Here is a 17653-nt window from a genome sequence, read left to right as displayed (position 1 = left end):
GTCCTCCGCTATTCTAATGCCTCTAAGCCGGAAAACGCACGACGGCGTGCCTCATCAGCCAGCTCTGGCGGACCGATGAGTTCGATGCGGTCTCCTTGGCTAAGGCAGAAACGGATAAGCCAGTCCGCGGACCCGTAGACCATGGTTGCCTCAATCCGTCCGTCATCATAGGCATCACCGATTTCGATTTCCCAGTAGTCCGCAAGCCATGTCGCATCGGAAGATACGAGTAGGTTAGCGATGTTTTCGGAGTCGAAGCCAAACGGGTCGGAGCCGTCGAACGTCTTGCCCACCGCAGAACGGTCGGCTGGAACTTCGGTCAACCGAGCTTCACGAATTCGGTCAGTTCGGAAGCTCTTCTCCTCTCCTCTATCCAGCGCCGTGAAATAGGTGTGACCACCTTGGTGAAAGAACCGAATACCGGTCAACTGGCGCTCACGAAGCGTATCGGAGGAAGGCGAAAAGTATGTCACCTGCACTTGAACGCCTTGCTGCAAACCACTTTGAAGTATCCCCAGGATGGATTCTTGATCGCTTTGCTCCCCATCCGCGTCAAGCACGGAGGTACTGCCAACTACAGCTCGCAACTTCTCTGCTGCAGAACTCAGCGCCGCTTGGTCGAGCAGGCCTGGCATGGTCTCGAATGAGTCGAGCAGTAGTAACAATGTGTTTGCCTCGGTTGGTGTGAGACGCAAGGGCCGACTCAAACCTTGGTCATCAATGACGGTCACCTCGGTCCACGAATGTTTGAGATCAATCATCTCCCCGGGGCCATTGCCAACTCCCGACAAATGGAGCATCGCCAAGTCGCTTTTCACCTGTTCCGCGTCAGTTCCGATGTCCCGCGCTATTTCCATTGGTGAACGATCTGGGTGCTGCGACAGGTATGACAACAGGTTTAAAAGCCGTGCCAGACGCACCTGGCGTTCGACTGCAGTGTTTTGCTTCATGCTTCAACTCGTTCCTGTCCTCGAAGCTGTTTGCGCAAGAGCGCAGATACCTCTTCGTGGATATCGGGCGGCGTAATTGAGCGCACATGCGGAGCAAGGCTCGCGAGAGTGCGCACGAGCCAGTCGCGTTCGACCCCACTGACAGCTATCCGGTCCAGACCCGCTGCAGCGCCCTCTGAGCGCTCCCCTTGCAGCGATAGCTCCTCGCCTACACCAGCCGAAATTTCCACCACGGCATCGGCAAGCGGGCCACGAAGTACGTTCTGAAGTACGTCACGCGGGTCCTTGGTGGCGTCGTGAAACGATGTCTGATTCTTCGACTTCCTGATGTTGCTCACCTTCATCAGTCTGAAGACGCGCTCCTGGCCGCGATCGCAGTCCCAACCAACAAGGTAAGTCTTGTTATTGAGAGGTACAACGCTCCACGGGTCGAGCGTTCGGCGCTGGAGCGACGTACCTGGAGCTGGCTGAAAATCGAACGTCATGCGGGTCTTGGTGCGTGCGCAAGCCAAGGCCGCCTTGAGTACATCAGGGTCGAGGTTGATGATGTCGTTGTCGACGAACGCAATGGTTGGGCTATCAAACATCCTGGTAACGCCAGATGCCGCGATCTTTGTCCAACCGGATCGCGCAAACGCGCCTAGGCGTCCCGCCTGGCTGAGATCAACTACGAGACCAAGCGCCGTTGCCTCCTCAACAGTGAGGTTGAGCGGCTCGAGTTCATATTTATCGTGTTCGATCCATGCCTCGCCTGCTCGAGTTTCTGCGGGCACGCCAACACGGCGAAGGTCGTCGACGTCGCGCTTAATCAGTTTTTCCAGGGCCTCTGGAGTTCGATCAGCGTATCCGTCGACGTGCTTGGCAATCCACTGCTGTGTCCTCGGACGCGGTGACCCCAGTAACGCGAACGCCAAGTTCAGCTGCCGGGAAGTCATTACATCACTACGTGTCATGATGCTCCTGTTGGTGGTTGTCCACGATGTATTGGATCAAAGCGTCGACGTCTGCGTTCTCGGTTTCGAAGGGATCGAGAAGCTTGAGCGTTCGAGGCTCTGGACGGTTTACTTTCAGGTGCACCCAGTCGACGTTGTGCTCCGCGTTGTAGTCCCGAGCAGCTGAGAGGAACCTGCCCCGCAGCGCGGCGCGAGTCGTGGCAGGAGGCTGCTCAGCAGCCATTCGAATGTCCGCGTCGGTAGTCCAACGCGCCGCGAGGCCTTTGCGTTGCAGCAGGTAGAACAGACCACGCTCCGGGTTGATGTCGTGATAGGTCAAATCAATCTGTGCCAATTTCGGATGTGACCAGTCCGTGTCTAGTTTTTCACGAACTTGCTCTAAGAGCTTGTGTTTGATCACCCAGTCGATCTCTGTGTCAACCGCAGAGAAATCCTGCGTCTCGATTGCAGTCAGCACTCTTTGCCATAGCTCCACTACCCGACTGAGTTCCTCGTTTGAGGTTCCCTCGTCTGGCCGTTGTGTCAGCCATTTTGTGGCGGCGTCAAGAATCTGTTGCTGCACCGCGAGTGCTGTAACAGTTGAACCATCTTTACAAGTAAGGAGCGTTTGGCCAGTCGGGTCGAGCGCAATCGCTCGAATATGCTTGATCGGATCTTCGAGCTCCACGTTCGGCATCGGGAAGCCAGCCTCAAGCATCTCAATGACCAGCTGCGTCGCGCCTACCTTGAGTGCGAACGTAGTTTCCGACATGTTGGAGTCACCGACGATGACGTGCATTCGGCGGAATCGATGAGAATCTCCGTGTGGCTCATCTCGAGTGTTAATGATGGGACGCGTGCGCGTGGTGGCAGATGAAACCCCTTCCCACACCTGGTCGGCGCGCTGGGACAGCACAAACTTGCCCTTATTGATCATTCCTGCGCCACATATTAGCTGTCTCGTAATCAAAAAAGGCAGGAGCTGCTTGCTAAATGACTTCAGGACGATTTCGCGACTCACCAGATAATTCTCGTGTGCACCGTAAGAGTTGCCCTGTGAGTCGACGTTGTTCTTAAACAGGTACACCTGGGCCGGAGTCCCCTCCTGCGCAAGGGCTTCCTCTGCATGCAGCGCAAGCTGGTGGTAGAGCATCTCGCCGGCCTTGTCGTACTGCAAGAGCTGCATCAGCGAGTCGCATTCTGGCGTCGCGATTTCAGGGTGCGCACCTACGTCGAGGTAGAGCCGAGAGCCGTTCTGGGTGAAGATATTCGACGACCGATAGCGCGAAACTACCGGCCGGAACAGGTAGCGCGAAAGCTCTTCCGGACCAAGGATGGATTGCCCATGTGCGTAGGCGGCGAGCCCAAACTCCGTCTCCACCCCCATGATTCGGCGCGCATACAACGCAGGGTGTTCGGAACTCATTGGCCACCTTTTTGAACGAATGAACGCACAAACTCCTCAGCGTTTGTGTCAAGCAAGGCATCAATCTCATCGAGTAAATCGTCAGTGCCTGTCACCTCGACCTGGGCTTGGGCGCTGTTGCCTTCTTCATTCTGCGGTTCCGGGGTGTCTCCTCCACCGAACATTTGTTGCTGCTTAGACATGCTTATACCCTAGCGCGTTTAGCAGCTCCGATGCCGTTGTAGCGCGGTTGATGATTTGGGCAGTTTGCTCATACGTCCAGCCATTGACATCGTCGAGCGGCACGCGGACCATTCGATCCTCAATCCTGAAAACGATGGACTGCCAACTCGATGCCGCGATCTCTTCCCCAAACTTTTCGGTTACCTTGCCACGGAAGTACGCGCGGGAGTTTCTCGGCGGGTTCTTTGCTGCGAGAGCAATCTCCTCATCGCTTGCCAGTGTCCGTATCGATCCTTTTCGGACGAGTGCGTGATACAGCGACTTCGCAGGATCTATGTCGGCGTACTGGATGTCGATCATTTTCAACTTTGGGTCGTCCGCGGCTACTCCTCGGTCCATGAACGAGCGCACAAGCGCCCACTTGGCCGTCCAATCAAGGCGATCCGCGGTGCGTAGTGGGTCGACTGCGAGATCATCGAGCACTTCAGCCCAAAGGGCGAGCACTCGCTTATCGACGTCCCCTTCGTTTGGCAGCCCCTGCACCCGGTCTCGGATTTCCCGGAGCACCTCGATTGCTGTGCAGCGCCTACCGTTGGCAAGAAGTAGTTTGTGTGTGCACGTTGGGTCGTGCGAGATGCGTTGCAGCTCAGCAACCGGGTCCTGGATGGTGAGGCCCGAGAAGTCCACTCCAGCTTCGATTGCGTCGAGCACGAGTTTGGTCATGCCCATCTTCAAGAAGTTGGAGTACTGGCTCATGTTGGCGTCACCGATGATGACGTGGAGGCGTCGAAACTGTGTAGCGTCAGCGTGTGGTTCGTCGCGCGTGTTGATGATGCCTCGGTTCAGTGTCGTTTCGAGTGAGATTTCCTGCTCGAAGTAGTCTGCGCGCTGTGAAATCTGGAAACCGGCATGTTCACTTTCGCGCCCGATGCCAACTCGTCCGGCGCCAATGATGACCTGACGAGTGACGAAGAACGGTATGAGCCCCTCTACCACCGCTGCGAAGTCAGTGTGGCGTGAGTACTGGTAGTTTTCGTGACTGCCGTACGACTGGCCCTTGCCATCGACGTTGTTCTTGTAGAACTTAATGGGCGGGCATGGTGCAGCGCCGTCAAGCACCGAAATACCTTCGTCCCAGAGATCGCGGATGTCGTCCATGGACTGCCGCAAGTAGAGATCACCAGCGGCGTCGTACAGCATGGCGTCCCAGGCGTTATCAACTTCCGGGGAGGAGTATTCAGGATGGCCGTGGTCGACGTAATACCGAGCACCGTTAGTAGTCACCACATTAGCCACGCCAATCGCGTTTGGGTCGACAACAGGAACCGTCCGATAGCGTTGGAGGTCGTATCCGCGAGTATCCTTCAGCGGGTGTTCCTCCGCGTAGTCCCATCGGCTTCGAGCACTCGTATGCATCGCAGCGTATGCCACGACGGCATGCGTCGAGGTTATGAGCGGGCTGAGCGTCGGGTCGCTCGGAGTCGTGATGCCATACTCAGTTTCTGTTCCCATGAAACGTCCCATGGCTCACGACTGTACCGCGACGCTACCGCCCGTGCTGGCATTTACCAGCCGCGCTCAGCCAAGCGATGCGGCGCAGGCAGATCGCTGACGTTAATGCCAACCATTGCCTCGCCAAGGCCGCGTGAAGCTGCTGTGACTTCGGCGATGTCTTGCCAGTTGCGGGTTGCACGAACGACAGCTTCCGCGCGCTTCTCTGGATGCTCGGACTTAAAGATGCCCGAGCCAACGAAGACGCCGTCAGCGCCAAGCTGCATCATCAGAGCTGCGTCAGCCGGTGTTGCAACGCCACCAGCGGTGAACAGGGCAACGGGAAGCTCGCCGTGTTCAGCAACGTACTTCACCAGATCATATGGGGCTTGCAGCTCTTTCGCCGCGACATAGAGCTCATCTGGGTTAGATGCTACCGTAGCCTGCAGCTGTGCGATTTGGGCTTTGATAGTGCGGATATGTTTCGTGGCCTCGGAGACATCACCAGTACCAGCCTCGCCTTTGGAACGAATCATGGACGCGCCTTCATTGATGCGGCGAAGTGCTTCACCCAAGTTTGTCGCACCGCACACGAAGGGGGTGTCGAACGCGTTCTTATCGATGTGGTTGACATAGTCAGCTGGGCTGAGCACCTCGGACTCATCGATGTAATCGATTTTGAGATGCTCCAAGATCGCGGCCTCGACCGTGTGTCCGATGCGCGCCTTTGCCATGACTGGAATTTCCACCGCGTCGAGGATCTCTTCGATGAGGTCGGGGTCGGACATACGCGCCACCCCTCCCTGGGCACGGATGTCTGCCGGGACTCGCTCAAGTGCCATGACGGCAACGGCGCCGGCATTCTCCGCAATCTTCGCCTGCTCTGCGGTCACGACGTCCATAATGACGCCGCCGCGCAAGCTGTTGGTCAACTCTGCATGTTTCGAAAAATCAGTCATGGGTTCCATCATGCGGTACGATCTGGACGATTACGAGGTCCAGTTTTACAGCAATATTTTGTACCAGTTGGTGAGTATGTTCTTTCCAGTCTCGCGTAACGCATCACTTTCACTTCCTGCCCAAATCGCAGCGCAAATCCGAACCGCAGTTGCCGAAGGCACACTGCGACCCGGAGACACCATCGCATCTACCCGCGAGCTTGCTGCCCAACTCGGCGTATCGCGTGGGACCGTGGTCAGCGCGTTCGATCAGCTCATCAGCGAAGGCTATCTGGATACCACGCAGGGAGCACCAACAAGGATTCATCCTGAGCTCCGAGTACCGAAGCAGTCGATACAACGGAGGCAAAGAGCCTCCAACGAGGCGTCAACACCTGCAGTACTTTCGCTGGTCCCAACATCAGGTATCGACGGCATGATCCGGCCAGCAGCCTGGCACCGTGCATGGCGCGAAGCCTCATATTGCGTGCCGAAACAGGCCGACCCACAAGGCGAGCCGAAACTACGGACTGCAATCGCCGAGCACCTGCGAGTAGCTCGTGGGCTTCACGTTGCTCCGGAGGAGGTCATCGTCACCGGGGGGACTCGCGAAGGACTGCTGCTCACGCTGATGTCTATTGGCAACAGCGTCCGAGTTGGTGTTGAAACTTCGGAGTCCAGCGGGATTCGTTCCGTGATCGCTCTCGCAGGCCATGCGACGGTGCCCTGCCAATGTGACGACGAAGGCGTCTTAGTCTCGCAGCTTCCGTGCGACATCGACGCACTGCTCATCACGCCAGCCCACGTGCCGCCGTTTGGCGGTGTCATGACAGTACGCCGACGCGTTGAGTTACTCGAATGGGCATCGGCAACGGGTACGTTGCTCATCGAGGATGACTTCAACACAGAACTGCGCTACCGAACCGCTCCCCAACCGACACTGAGCGCTCTACCGAACTCAGGCAGCGTGCTCACGCTCGGTACTTTCACAACGCTGCTGCACAAGCAGCTTTCCGCCGGCTACATCGTCACCACACCGGATACGTTTTCCTCGGTGCAAGAGACCCGGGAAGTGCTAGGAATGCCGGTATCGACAGTTACCCAACACGCGATCGCGCACCTACTGACTGATGGCACCGTCCGGAAAAGCACCAAGGCGTTTCACACTCGGCTTGCGAAGCGGCGTCGACAGGTAACCCCACTCCTCGAGCGTATTGCCGAAGCCAGTGGTGCGAGCAACGCCACCATGAGCAACACGAGTAGCGCTGACATTATCGTTGAGTTTTCTCATCAACGCGATCTGCAGCGCTTCAGGGAGCAGCTGAAACGCGTCGGCTGCGTTTGCGCGACCGGTGATTCAACTGGCGCTGGCGAAGACTGTTTTGCACTGCTCAGTTTCTCTACGCTGAGCGACCAAGACTTTGATGCCGCAACGCGCTCCCTCACTGAGTTTCTAGGATGCTGACCTAGCGACGACCTCCACAGCGACCACCTGCTTGCCATGTCGACCGGCTAGGCGCGACCAAGTATCTGGGTCGGCAGTATTTGGCAGGTCCTCATTTTCCTGCTGCTCCGCGCGAACCGCCGCACGCAGGTGCTCCGCAGTAACGCCGGTATCTGACTCGCCGGAAATAGCGTCCTTGATAGCAAGCTTTTTGGCGCGGCTGACAATGTTCGCGATCATCGCACCAGAGACAAAGTCAGAGTAGTGCAACGTCTCCTCAGAGCCATCAATCAACCGGAGACGGACGAAAGGCCGCGGCGCGAACAACTCCTCGACGGCGATCTGTGCAAGCTCCTCGATAGGAGCTGCGTGAGGGACTTCAGGGCGTAAGTACCGGCCGAAGATATCGAGGGCCTCAGCTTTAGTCGGGCGTGAAATCCGCACCTTGATATCGAGGCGTCCAGGTCGGAGAATCGCAGGGTCAATGAGCTCTTCCCTATTCGTCGCGCCGATGACGATGACGTTCGAAATATCTTCTACGCCGTCAATCTCTGTGAGCAGCTGCGGCACAACTGTCGTTTCCATATCGGAGGACACCCCCGAACCGCGGGTACGGAAGATCGACTCCATCTCATCGAAGAAAATGATCACGGGGCGACCTTCCGAGGCGAGCTCCCTCGCACGCTCGAAAATCAGCCGGATTCTACGCTCGGTCTCTCCCACGAACTTATTCAGCAGCTCGGGGCCCTTCACGTTGATGAAGTGCGCCGACGCACTATGACCAAGCCGGTGCGCCAACGAATTCGCGACCGCTTTCGCAATCAGCGTCTTACCGCACCCGGGCGGGCCGTACAGTAGCAGGCCCTTCGGGGGCTTCAAGTCATACTGCTGGTAAAGGTGAGGGTGCGCGAACGGCAGCTCAACCGCATCGTGGATGAGCTCAATCTGTTCTTGGAGCCCGCCGATGTCCTCATACGTCACATCGGGTACTTCTTCGAGTGAAAGCTGGTTCACCTCGGTCTTTGCAATGCGCTCAAACGCGAACTGTGCGCGCACATCAGTAAGCAACGTGTCACCGGCACGGCTTTCACGCTGTAGCTCGTCTGTAAGCCGTACGACGTGCTCCGTTCCCTGGATGTCTTGCACAATAGCGCGACCGGCGTCCAGCTTTTCAACGAGCGTAGCTAGCTGGCCCACAGCAGGATATTGGCAGACCTCGAGTACCACGCTGCCATCGCCAAGCCTCACCAGCGACCCCGGCTTCACTCGGTCGATCGCGATCGTTGGCGCGACCTTGACACGCATGTGCCGACCGCTTGTAAAGACTTCAGCGTCTGTCCCATTGCCAGTGGACGCAAGGAACAGGCCGTACGTCGAAGCTGGGTCGCCGAGGGACTCGACCTGTTCGTAGAGCTCTTGCAGCTTGTCCCGACTGGTTTTGAGCATGTCCGCAAGCTGTGCATTGCGCGCGCGGAGCTGCTGGTTGTCGCGTGTGAGTACCTGGACTTCGGGCAAGCGTTCAGTCATACAAGGAATCTTAGCGACGCGCGCGCCGTTGCGGACGAGGTGGTGTCACTCCGTCTGCGAGTCGGCGCGTCCACACGAGAAATGCAGTGTGCGCGTTCATGCGGTGTTCTGGCCGAGTTGCCAGACCTTCGACCTTCCATTCACGCAGCAGGGTTTCCCATGCGCGAGGTTCCGTAAAGCACTTTGCCTCGCGGATGCCCTCCATAATGTTCATCAGCTGCGGGACGGTTGCCACGTAGGTCATGAAAACGCCACCGGGGATCAACACATTCTTGACGGTGTCGATGAAGTGCCACGGCTCAACCATGTCCAAGATCACGCGGTCAACTGGTCCATCAAGGTCCTCTTGAGTGACCTCACCGAAATCTCCCAGACGTGGTGTCCACCAATCAGGGCGACCGTTGAAGTAGTCCTCTACGTTGTCTTTCGCGAACTTCAGATGATCATCGCGGATCTCGTAGGAAAACACATGGCCATCGGGGCCGACAGCACGCAAGAGCGACATCGTGAGAGCACCGGAACCTGCGCCGGCCTCCAACACGCGCGCACCCATAAAAATGTCGCCCTCGACAAGAATCTGAGCGGCATCCTTTGGATAAATGACCGCGGCGCCACGTGGCATGGATAACACGTGATCAACAAGCAGGTGCCTGAAACAGAGATAGTCCGCACCCAAGGTGGACTTCACCACCGAGCCTTCGTGCGCGCCGATGATGTCGTCGTGGCTGACAATCCCCTTATGTGAGTGAAACTGCCCTCCTTCAACGAGTTGGATGGTGAAGTGGCGACGCTTTGCGTCCGTGAGTTGGACTTTATCGCCAACGCGAAATGGACCTGAATACATGTTGTTCAGTATGCCTTACACTCGCGCATCCGTGTAAAAGGCGTGGAGCGCCTGTACAAACCACTTCATATCCTCTACCCCACACATTTCACGGGCGGAGTGCATCGAGAGCAACGGAACACCAACGTCTACGGTAGGGATGCCAAGGCGAGTCGCGGCGATAGGTCCGATCGTCGAACCGCAAGGGACGTCGTTGTTTCCGACGAACACCTGGTTCGGCACACTCGCCGCCTCGCAAGCGCGAAGCCACGTTGCCTCAGTTTCCGCGTCGGAAGCGTAGCGCTGATTTGCGTTCACCTTCAGGACAGGCCCGGCGTTCAGCAAAGGGCGATGCGAAGGATCGTGCTTTGTTGCATAGTTCGGGTGCACCGCGTGAGCAGCGTCGGCTGAGATCATCGAAGACCTAGCGCAGAGGCTCAGGAAGTCATTGACCCCCAGCCCGGACGCGATTCGTCGTAGGAATCGCTCGAGTAGTGGGCCTGCTGCGCCCGTCGGTGAGTTTGAACCGACCTCTTCGTGGTTGAACGCGACGAGAACCAATACATCGGAATGTGTTGCCTCACGTTGGGCTTCAATCAGCGCTTCTAGGCTCGCCCACACGCTCGAAAGGTTGTCTAGCCGACCAGCCATCAGCATGTCACCAATCACTGCACCTTCTTGCGTATCCACCGAGATCAGTTCATGTGCAACTACCTGCTCACCGTCGAGCCCGATCTGCTCAGCGATGATGTCTAGCAGCGGACGATCCACGCCGAGCACCGGTTGCGTGTGTTGTTGGCGCTCAACCGGAGGCGTATCCGCTCGGTACAAGTGAATTGCGAGGTTCGGGACCCGAGCAATCGGACCAGAATTTACCAAGTGGGTCTTCCCACTCGCGTCCACCACACGCCCCGCAAAGGCAAGGTCACGGTCGAACCAACTCTGCAAAATCGGCCCGCCGTAGACCTCAACTGCCACCTGATGTATCCCCTCTCCCTCAACGTCAGGCCTCGGCTTCACCATAAGCCCCGGGGAATCCGTATGTGACCCAACAATCCGAAATCGGCTGGTCTCGGAGTCAAACTCTTCGGGTATCCACCACGCTACGACTGCCCCTCCTTCGACGGCCACATGGCCACCCGGAGTTGTGGGAGATGCAGTGGAGCTGGCGTCGTCAAGAAATCCTTTGCCTACGAGCATCGAGCGAACTTGGCTAGCTGCGTGGAACGCGCTCGGGCTTGCGCTAAGAAATCGAAGAAACGAATCAATCGATGTAGTCATACGTGCGAGTCTAGCTCGAGAGAAACCACTAGGATAGGACGAATATGAAAGCGAAACCGTTAGCCCTGTCCCCCTCGCGCGCGTCCGACTACCAGCAGTGCCCACTGCTCTACAGGCTGCGAGCGATCGACAAAATCGAAGAACCCAAAACTGAACCCCAGGTCAAAGGCACCCTCGTGCATGCCGTCCTCGAGGAACTGTTTGGGATGGAACGCGAACAACGCACCTACCCTGCGGCGGTGAAACTCATCGTCCCCGCATGGCAGAAGATGTGCGAACAGGACCCCAGCGTTGCAGACCCCATCGAGGACGAACAACTGCTTTTTATCGACGCCCGCACGCTCCTACGCGGATATTTCCAGATGGAAAACCCACTTGGCTTTGACTCACACAAGCAAGAAATGTACGTCAATACTGTGCTGCCCAACGGTGTGCCCGTGCGAGGCTTCATCGACCGCGTTGACGTCGCGCCAACTGGTGAAATCAGGGTCGTTGACTACAAGACCGGCAAGAAACCACAGCCAAGGTTCTCACACGACGCGAAGTTCCAGATGCGCTTCTACGCACTGGTGTACTGGCGGCTTTTCAACGAAATACCTGATCAACTGCGGCTCATGTATCTCAAGGTGGCAGACTCGCTCTTCCTTACCCCTTCAAGTGAAGAACTCGAGTACTTCGAGCGCGACCTCGGTGAACTTTGGGCCAAAATTACCCGTGACGGTGAAACCGGACAGTTCCGACCAAAACGTTCCAGGCTCTGTGATTGGTGTGCGTTTCAGGCGTACTGCCCGGAGTTCGGAGGGACGCCACCGCAGTACCCTGGGTGGCCGGGGTCCGCGGCGGATGTGGAGTAAACACCGCGACGGACCACTGCAGGCTAAAACTAGAATAGCCCCTTGATGTTGCCACTCGAATCAACATCAATGTTGTTGGCTGCTGGTTTTTTCGGCAGGCCAGGCATTGTCATCACAGCACCAGTGAGTGCTAGTACGAATCCGGCACCCGTACGCGGAATGAGCTGACGCACATGCAACGTGTGGCCCTCGGGCGCTCCGAGGCGAGAGGGGTCGTCGCTAAACGAGTACTGCGTTTTTGAGATACATACCGGTAGGGCATCTGCACCACTCACACGCAAGTTCTCGAGGTCTTTCCGCGCCGCATCCGAGTACTGAACGTCTGCCGCGCGGTATACCTCGCGGGCAATCGTCTCGATTGACTGCTCGACACCTTCCTCCGGGTTGTACAGCGATGACGAAGCACCTTCGACCAGGTTGTCAAGGACCGTCTTTGCCAGCTTCTCGGCGCCTTTACCGCCATGCGCCCATACCTCGGCCTCTTCCAGTGCAACACCGAAATCCTTTGCCCACTTTGCCATCCAAGCGCGCTCGCGATCCGTGTCAGAAGTGAACAGGTTGAGCGCCACGACAGGGCGGACACCAAATTTACGAAGGTTTTCGACGTGCCGCTCAAGGTTCACAATGCCCTTCGCCAGCGCATCAATATTTTCAGCCTTGAGATCGGAGCGGTCAACACCACCGTTGTACTTGATAGAACGGATAGTGGCGACCACTACCGCGCCAGCCACGTCGAGGTCACCGTAATGTGACTTGATATCGAAGAACTTTTCCGCGCCGAGATCAGCCCCGAATCCCGCTTCCGTAAAGACGTAGTCAGCACACTTCTGTGCTGTCTTCGTGGCAATCAAGGTGTTGCAACCATGGGCAATGTTTGCAAACGGACCGCCATGGATAAATGCAGGAGTGCCACCCATGGTCTGCACAAGGTTCGGCTTCAATGCGTCTTTTAGCAGCGCTGTCATAGCCCCGGCTGCATTAAGCTCACCCGCAGTCACCGGCTTGCGATCGTAGGTAAAACCGACAGTGATTTGTGCCAGGCGTTCGTGGAGGTCGTCAAGGTCGTTCGCAAGACCGAGGATTGCCATAATTTCCGAAGCCGCAGTAATCGTAAATCCAGTCTCCGTCGGTACTCCGTGGGCTGGTCCCCCCAGACCAGTTACTACGTTTCGCAGGGAACGATCGTTGACGTCCAAGCACCGCTGCCACGTAATACGCCGCGGGTCGATATTCAACTCGTTGCCCTGGTGAATGTGGTTGTCGATCATCGCAGCCAACGTATTGTTCGCACTGGTAATCGCGTGGAAGTCCCCAGTGAAGTGGAGGTTAATGTTCTCCATCGGAACCACCTGCGAGTAGCCACCACCTGCCGCGCCGCCCTTCAAACCCATCACAGGGCCGAGAGAAGGTTCCCGCAAAGCAACAATGGCGTTCTTGCCGAGGTTTGTAAACGCATCAGTTAAGCCAATCAGTGTGGTGGATTTCCCCTCCCCCGCTGGGGTTGGGGAAACACCTGTGACAAGAATGATCTTGCCTTGCTTATCGTCCTTGACAAGCGAGGGGTCGACCTTGGCCATGTACTTGCCATATGGAATCAGCGCATCTTCGGAAATACCGGCCTTGAACGCAATAGTGGAGATCGGTTCAAGCGTATGCGCTTGAGCGATCTCCACATCAGTTAGAACTTCGGACTTGGGGCTGTCGTGATGTTGTGTAGACATGCCCCTAGTTTAGCTTTAAATCAGCACCGCCCCAATGAGGTAGCCGAGAATTACCGAGACTGCGATGCAGACGATACCCGGCAGAATGAATGGGTGGTCGAAGACGTACTTGCCGATTCGGGTCGAGCCTGTATCGTCCATCTCCACTGCTGCAAGCAGGGTTGGGTACGTCGGAAGCACGAACAGTGCGGACACTGCTGGGAATGCTGCAACAGCGGTGAGCGGGCTGACGCCAATTGCGAGAGCAGCTGGGATAAGTGCCTTCGCGGTGGCAGCCTGCGAGTAGAGCAGAGATGCGGCGAAGAACAGAACGACTGCGAGCAGCCATGGCTGTGCCGTCAGGACGTCACCAGCAATGTTTTGAATGTCCTCAATGTAGTGGTTAATAAAGGTCGTACCCAGCCATGCAACACCAAGCACACACACAGAAGCAGACATGCCGGAACGGAACACCTGGGTGTTCAAGACCTCAGCTGCGCGAGACTTCGTAATAAGCAGGATCGCAGCGGCAGCGGAAAGCATGATCGCCATGATTGCCTCGTTACGAGGGACGGTTGGGTTCTCGATGAGACCGATCTGATCGGAGATGATCGTCGCGTAGAACATAACGATGACAATCGCGACAAGGAAGATCCACACGGAGGCCTTTGCGCCATCCTTCGGCTTGTAGCTGTCTTCGGTGGTGCTCGACTTTGCTACGAGACCGTCTGCGAGGCGACGCTGGTACACCTCGTCGTCAACGAGGTCTTTACCAAGCTTGTTCGAAACCCAAGCGGTTGGGAAAATCGCGAGGAAGGTCGCAGGAATCATGACGCCGAGCAACTGCAGGTAGCCGACGCCCAGAGGCTCAAGCACGGAGGCCATAAAGACGACTGCTGCCGAAATCGGGGAAGCCACGATTGCCATCTGCGATGCGATGACTGCGACCGAAAGCGGGCGGGATGGGCGAACTTCGCCCTCCTTAGCAACCTCAACGATAACTGGAAGAGTGGAAAAAGCGGTGTGGCCAGTGCCTGCCAGCACGGTCATCAACCAAGTAACGATTGGCGCGTACACCGTGACGCGCTTTGGATTGCGGCGTAGGAACTTCTCAGCGAGGTACACGAGATAGTCCATGCCCCCCGCCAGCTGCATTGCAGAAATAGCAGCGATCACACACATGATGATGCCGATGACATCAAAGGGGATGTCATCGGCGGTTACGGACATACCAGTGAGTCCGAGAAGCAAAACGCCAAGGCCACCGGCAAAACCGATAGCAATGGAACCCATCCGGGCGCCGAGAACAATGGCGCCGAACAGGATGATGAGTTGTATCACAAGTAACACAGGAACTCCCCTGATTCGGTCGAATTAGTATTCGCTTCCATTATCGCACTAAGAGGCGATAACTACCGAATCAGGGGAGTGTGAGATTTACTACTTTTGGTTGATTAGTCCTCGTCGAAAAATTCGCCGCGGTACTCTGGGTGCATCAAGTTGTCCTTGCCCAGCACAACCTTCAGCTCCTCCTCCGTGAGCAGGCCACGCTCGAGAACAAGATCACGAACGCTCTTACCCGTAGCAGCAGCTTCCTTACCGATGACGTCACCATTGTGGTGGCCGATCACTGGGTTCAGGTATGTGATGATGCCGATGGAGTTGTTCACAAAGGCCTCACACACATCCTTGTTAGCGGTGATGCCAACGATGCACTTCTCACGCAGCGTACGGACTGCGTTGGTGAGGAGACGGATGGAATTGAACAGGGCCTCGGCAACTACCGGCTCCATGACATTGAGCTGGAGCTGGCCAGCCTCAGATGCGGTCAGGACGGCAACGTCGTTGCCGAAGACCTTGAAGCACACCTGGTTTACAACCTCAGGGATGACAGGGTTCACCTTCGCAGGCATGATCGAAGAGCCAGCCTGCATTTCCGGCAGGTTGATCTCGTTCAGGCCAGCACGTGGGCCGGAGGACAGCAGGCGCAGGTCGTTACATACCTTAGAGATCTTCATCGCGGCGCGCTTCAGTGCGGAGTGCATCCATACGTAGTCGCCGGTATCGGACGTTGCCTCAATCAGGTTCGGTGCGCCCTTGATATCCAGCTTGGTGACTTCCGCGAGAGCCTCAACGATCTTCTGACGGTAGCCGTCTGGAGTGTTGAGCTCGGTACCAATTGCGGTTGCACCGAGGTTGACGGTCAGCAGTGCTTGTGCTGCGGACTTGATGACGTCCAGTTCCTCCTCAAGCAGTGCGCCGAAGCCAGTGAATTCCTGGCCGAGCGTCATCGGGACTGCGTCCTGGAGCTGGGTGCGCCCCATCTTGATGATGTCGTCGAACTCTTCACCCTTAGCGTTGAGCGCCTTGGTGAGCTCCTCAAGCTCGGTCAGCAGGCCCTGGACGGCGTAGTACACACCGAGGCGAAGGCCGGTCGGGTATGCGTCGTTGGTGGACTGGGACATGTTGACGTCATCATTCGGGTTGATGATGTCGTAGCTACCCTTTTCTTCACCGAGGATCTCAAGAGCGAGGTTTGCGACAACCTCGTTGGTGTTCATGTTCAGGGACGTGCCAGCGCCACCTTGGAACTGGTCGATTGGGAACTGGTCCATGCAGCGACCGTTGTCGAGGATCTCGTCGCAGGCCTTGACGATGGCGTCCGCCTTCTTCTTTGGCAGAACGTGGAGGCGGTTGTTGGCCAGTGCGGTGGCTTTCTTTACTTCCACCATGCCACGAATGAACTCTGGCAGGTCATTGATGGTCTGGCCGGAGATCGGGAAGTTGTGGACGGCACGCAGGGTGTGGATGCCGTAGTAGACGTCGGAGGGCACTTCGAGTGTGCCAAGCAGATCTTCTTCAATTCGATTACTCATGCCACTGATTGTACGCAAATTCGACGCTATACAACTTTTGGGCCACCTAGTCACCCCAATAATAGGGATAGGGGTGACTTATCGGTGATTAATTGAAAATCCTATAGGCGTGCAATGCGCAGCTGAGTGGCCAAAATGGCTTCCGCGCCAATTTCAGAGAGAGCGTCCATAACCGCATTCGCTTGGGTTCGCGGAACCATAGCGCGCACCGCGACCCAGTTGTCGCGCGACAGCGGCGAGACAGTCGGCCCCGTCATGCCTGGTGTAAGTTCGCTGGCTTTGTCGAGGTCATCTCTGCAAATGTTGTAATCGAGCATCAGGAAGTTCTCTGCGTTCAAGATGCCGCGGATACGCTGAAGCACTACCTCATGTTCGTTTGCTAGCGTTACGCCCTTACGCTTGATGACGACGGCTTCGCTGGCAAGAATGGGCTCCCCAAATGGTGCCAGCCCATGTTGTCGTAGCGTCGTACCAGTGGATACGACGTCAGCAATAACGTCCGCGACGCCCAACTTGATCGAAATCTCAACAGCGCCGTCAAGCTCAATGACTTCCTTCGGAGTGATGCCGAGCCCGTCAAGATAGTCAATCACGAGGTGCGGGTATGAAGTTGCTATCCGCTTACCTTCCAAATCAGGCACCGCCCACGTTTCAGACTGCGGGGCAGCAAACCGGAATGTCGATGCACCAAAGCTCAACGGAAGTACTTCTTCTACTTCGGCATGGGAATTGAGTGCCAAATCTCGCCCAGTGATACCCAGGTCAAGGTGGCCTTGAGCAACGTAAATAGCGATGTCGTTTGGGCGCAGGAAGAAGAACTCAATACCGTTTTCTTCATCCCAGATATTCAGGGCTTTTGACGTGCCCCTCCCCTTGTAACCGGCCTCTTTGAGAATCTGGAGCGCCTTCTCTGACAAAGAGCCTTTATTTGGAACCGCAAACTTAATCATCAGGCGAAATCCTTAGAGGTATTTATAGATGTCATCAGGGGTAAGACCTCGTTGCAGCATCATTACCTGGGTCCAGTACATCAGCTGGCTCATTTCCTCCGCCAGCTCCTCGTCAGACTGATACTCGGCAGCGATCCACACTTCACCAGCTTCTTCGATGATTTTCTTGCCGATGAAATGGGCGCCCTTCTCTAACGCTTGCACCGTGCTTGAGTCAGGGCGCTTGGAGTCGGCAGTTTCAGTGAGCTGAGCAAAAAGTTGATCGAAGTCCTTCACGCACAACACCTTAGCGGAAACAG

Annotated in this window: 16 protein-coding genes; 2 read left to right on the top strand and 14 right to left on the bottom strand. The window is 56.6% G+C overall.

The features are described 5' to 3' along the window. Nucleotides 1-8: 8 nt before the first annotated feature. Genes BJP05_RS05135 through pdxS form a run of 6 tightly spaced genes read right to left on the bottom strand, consistent with a single transcriptional unit; the run spans nt 9 to nt 5920 of the window. Nucleotides 9-950: a YafY family protein gene (locus BJP05_RS05135; protein ID WP_070362471.1), complete on the bottom strand. Its 942-nt coding sequence runs from the start codon at nt 948-950 to the stop codon at nt 9-11. Beyond that, nucleotides 947-1903 carry a YafY family protein gene (locus tag BJP05_RS05130; protein WP_070362470.1) on the bottom strand — a complete coding sequence of 319 codons (957 nt, stop codon included), beginning with the start codon at nt 1901-1903 and terminating at the stop codon, nt 947-949. The genes BJP05_RS05135 and BJP05_RS05130 overlap by 4 nt, the downstream gene beginning before the upstream one ends. Next, complete coding sequence (gene pafA, locus BJP05_RS05125; RefSeq protein ID WP_070362469.1) at nt 1893-3308, bottom strand: Pup--protein ligase; 1416 nt, start codon at nt 3306-3308, stop codon at nt 1893-1895. The genes BJP05_RS05130 and pafA overlap by 11 nt, the downstream gene beginning before the upstream one ends. Then, entirely contained in the window at nt 3305-3490 is a 186-nt protein-coding gene (locus BJP05_RS05120) for a ubiquitin-like protein Pup (RefSeq protein ID WP_070362468.1), read from the bottom strand. The genes pafA and BJP05_RS05120 overlap by 4 nt, the downstream gene beginning before the upstream one ends. Next, nucleotides 3483-4994, bottom strand: a complete 1512-nt coding sequence (gene dop / locus BJP05_RS05115) for a depupylase/deamidase Dop (RefSeq protein WP_070362467.1) — start codon at nt 4992-4994, stop codon at nt 3483-3485. The genes BJP05_RS05120 and dop overlap by 8 nt, the downstream gene beginning before the upstream one ends. 41 nt (nt 4995-5035) lie before the next feature. Then, nucleotides 5036-5920 (bottom strand): pyridoxal 5'-phosphate synthase lyase subunit PdxS, encoded by an 885-nt coding sequence (gene pdxS, locus BJP05_RS05110; RefSeq protein WP_369822092.1) that lies wholly within the window; start codon nt 5918-5920, stop codon nt 5036-5038. A gap of 10 nt (nt 5921-5930) precedes the next feature. Between pdxS and BJP05_RS05105 the strand changes: the two genes are divergently transcribed. Next, nucleotides 5931-7364 carry a PLP-dependent aminotransferase family protein gene (locus tag BJP05_RS05105; RefSeq protein WP_168156181.1) on the top strand — a complete coding sequence of 478 codons (1434 nt, stop codon included), beginning with the start codon at nt 5931-5933 and terminating at the stop codon, nt 7362-7364. Here the strand turns inward: BJP05_RS05105 and arc are convergent. From arc to BJP05_RS05090, 3 genes are read right to left on the bottom strand one after another with little or no spacing between them, the layout of a single operon-like run. Next, on the bottom strand, nt 7353-8870 hold the full coding sequence (gene arc / locus BJP05_RS05100; RefSeq protein ID WP_070362465.1) for a proteasome ATPase: 1518 nt from the start codon (nt 8868-8870) through the stop codon (nt 7353-7355). The two genes, BJP05_RS05105 and arc, sit on opposite strands and share 12 nt — an antisense overlap. Before the next feature lie 10 nt (nt 8871-8880). Continuing rightward, nucleotides 8881-9714, bottom strand: coding sequence for a tRNA (adenine-N1)-methyltransferase (locus BJP05_RS05095; protein ID WP_070362464.1), 834 nt, complete (start codon nt 9712-9714; stop codon nt 8881-8883). 15 nt (nt 9715-9729) lie between these two features. Beyond that, a complete protein-coding gene (locus tag BJP05_RS05090; RefSeq protein ID WP_070362463.1) occupies nt 9730-10974 on the bottom strand; it encodes a M18 family aminopeptidase in 1245 nt (414 codons plus the stop codon). Nucleotides 10975-11018: 44 nt separating this feature from the next. Here BJP05_RS05090 and BJP05_RS05085 point away from each other — a divergent pair, with 44 nt between their 5' ends. Further along, complete coding sequence (locus BJP05_RS05085; protein WP_070362462.1) at nt 11019-11828, top strand: RecB family exonuclease; 810 nt, start codon at nt 11019-11021, stop codon at nt 11826-11828. Nucleotides 11829-11857: 29 nt separating this feature from the next. Here BJP05_RS05085 and BJP05_RS05080 read toward each other — a convergent pair whose 3' ends face one another. The 5 genes from BJP05_RS05080 to BJP05_RS05060 all read right to left on the bottom strand — a co-directional run bounded on the left by BJP05_RS05080 (nt 11858) and on the right by BJP05_RS05060 (nt 17630). Next, nucleotides 11858-13549 carry a formate--tetrahydrofolate ligase gene (locus BJP05_RS05080; RefSeq protein ID WP_070362461.1) on the bottom strand — a complete coding sequence of 564 codons (1692 nt, stop codon included), beginning with the start codon at nt 13547-13549 and terminating at the stop codon, nt 11858-11860. 15 nt (nt 13550-13564) lie between these two features. Continuing rightward, entirely contained in the window at nt 13565-14878 is a 1314-nt protein-coding gene (locus BJP05_RS05075) for an anaerobic C4-dicarboxylate transporter (protein ID WP_070362460.1), read from the bottom strand. A gap of 104 nt (nt 14879-14982) precedes the next feature. Beyond that, nucleotides 14983-16404, bottom strand: coding sequence for an aspartate ammonia-lyase (gene aspA, locus BJP05_RS05070; RefSeq protein WP_070362459.1), 1422 nt, complete (start codon nt 16402-16404; stop codon nt 14983-14985). A 101-nt stretch (nt 16405-16505) separates the two neighbouring features. Continuing rightward, nucleotides 16506-17354, bottom strand: coding sequence for an ATP phosphoribosyltransferase (gene hisG / locus BJP05_RS05065; protein ID WP_070362458.1), 849 nt, complete (start codon nt 17352-17354; stop codon nt 16506-16508). Between the two features lie 12 nt (nt 17355-17366). Further along, nucleotides 17367-17630: a phosphoribosyl-ATP diphosphatase gene (locus BJP05_RS05060; RefSeq protein ID WP_070362457.1), complete on the bottom strand. Its 264-nt coding sequence runs from the start codon at nt 17628-17630 to the stop codon at nt 17367-17369. Nucleotides 17631-17653 lie beyond the last annotated feature (23 nt).

This window comes from Corynebacterium sp. NML98-0116 (assembly GCF_001767255.1).
Classification (GTDB): domain Bacteria; phylum Actinomycetota; class Actinomycetes; order Mycobacteriales; family Mycobacteriaceae; genus Corynebacterium; species Corynebacterium pseudogenitalium.
The sequence above is the reverse complement of the archived record's forward strand: the minus strand, read 5'-3'. Positions and strand labels throughout refer to the sequence as shown.

What these genes read in the sequence shown, in the direction of transcription:
- BJP05_RS05120 (WP_070362468.1), bottom strand. Translation starts at nt 3,490, where the DNA reads ATGTCTAAGCAGCAACAAATGTTCGGTGGAGGAGACACCCCGGAACCG.
- BJP05_RS05085 (WP_070362462.1), top strand. Translation starts at nt 11,019, where the DNA reads ATGAAAGCGAAACCGTTAGCCCTGTCCCCCTCGCGCGCGTCCGACTAC.
- arc (WP_070362465.1), bottom strand. Translation starts at nt 8,870, where the DNA reads ATGACTGAACGCTTGCCCGAAGTCCAGGTACTCACACGCGACAACCAG.
- dop (WP_070362467.1), bottom strand. Translation starts at nt 4,994, where the DNA reads ATGGGACGTTTCATGGGAACAGAAACTGAGTATGGCATCACGACTCCG.
- pafA (WP_070362469.1), bottom strand. Translation starts at nt 3,308, where the DNA reads ATGAGTTCCGAACACCCTGCGTTGTATGCGCGCCGAATCATGGGGGTG.
- aspA (WP_070362459.1), bottom strand. Translation starts at nt 16,404, where the DNA reads ATGAGTAATCGAATTGAAGAAGATCTGCTTGGCACACTCGAAGTGCCC.
- BJP05_RS05105 (WP_168156181.1), top strand. Translation starts at nt 5,931, where the DNA reads ATGCGGTACGATCTGGACGATTACGAGGTCCAGTTTTACAGCAATATT.
- hisG (WP_070362458.1), bottom strand. Translation starts at nt 17,354, where the DNA reads ATGATTAAGTTTGCGGTTCCAAATAAAGGCTCTTTGTCAGAGAAGGCG.
- BJP05_RS05130 (WP_070362470.1), bottom strand. Translation starts at nt 1,903, where the DNA reads ATGACACGTAGTGATGTAATGACTTCCCGGCAGCTGAACTTGGCGTTC.
- BJP05_RS05080 (WP_070362461.1), bottom strand. Translation starts at nt 13,549, where the DNA reads ATGTCTACACAACATCACGACAGCCCCAAGTCCGAAGTTCTAACTGAT.
- BJP05_RS05135 (WP_070362471.1), bottom strand. Translation starts at nt 950, where the DNA reads ATGAAGCAAAACACTGCAGTCGAACGCCAGGTGCGTCTGGCACGGCTT.
- BJP05_RS05095 (WP_070362464.1), bottom strand. Translation starts at nt 9,714, where the DNA reads ATGTATTCAGGTCCATTTCGCGTTGGCGATAAAGTCCAACTCACGGAC.
- pdxS (WP_369822092.1), bottom strand. Translation starts at nt 5,920, where the DNA reads ATGACTGATTTTTCGAAACATGCAGAGTTGACCAACAGCTTGCGCGGC.
- BJP05_RS05090 (WP_070362463.1), bottom strand. Translation starts at nt 10,974, where the DNA reads ATGACTACATCGATTGATTCGTTTCTTCGATTTCTTAGCGCAAGCCCG.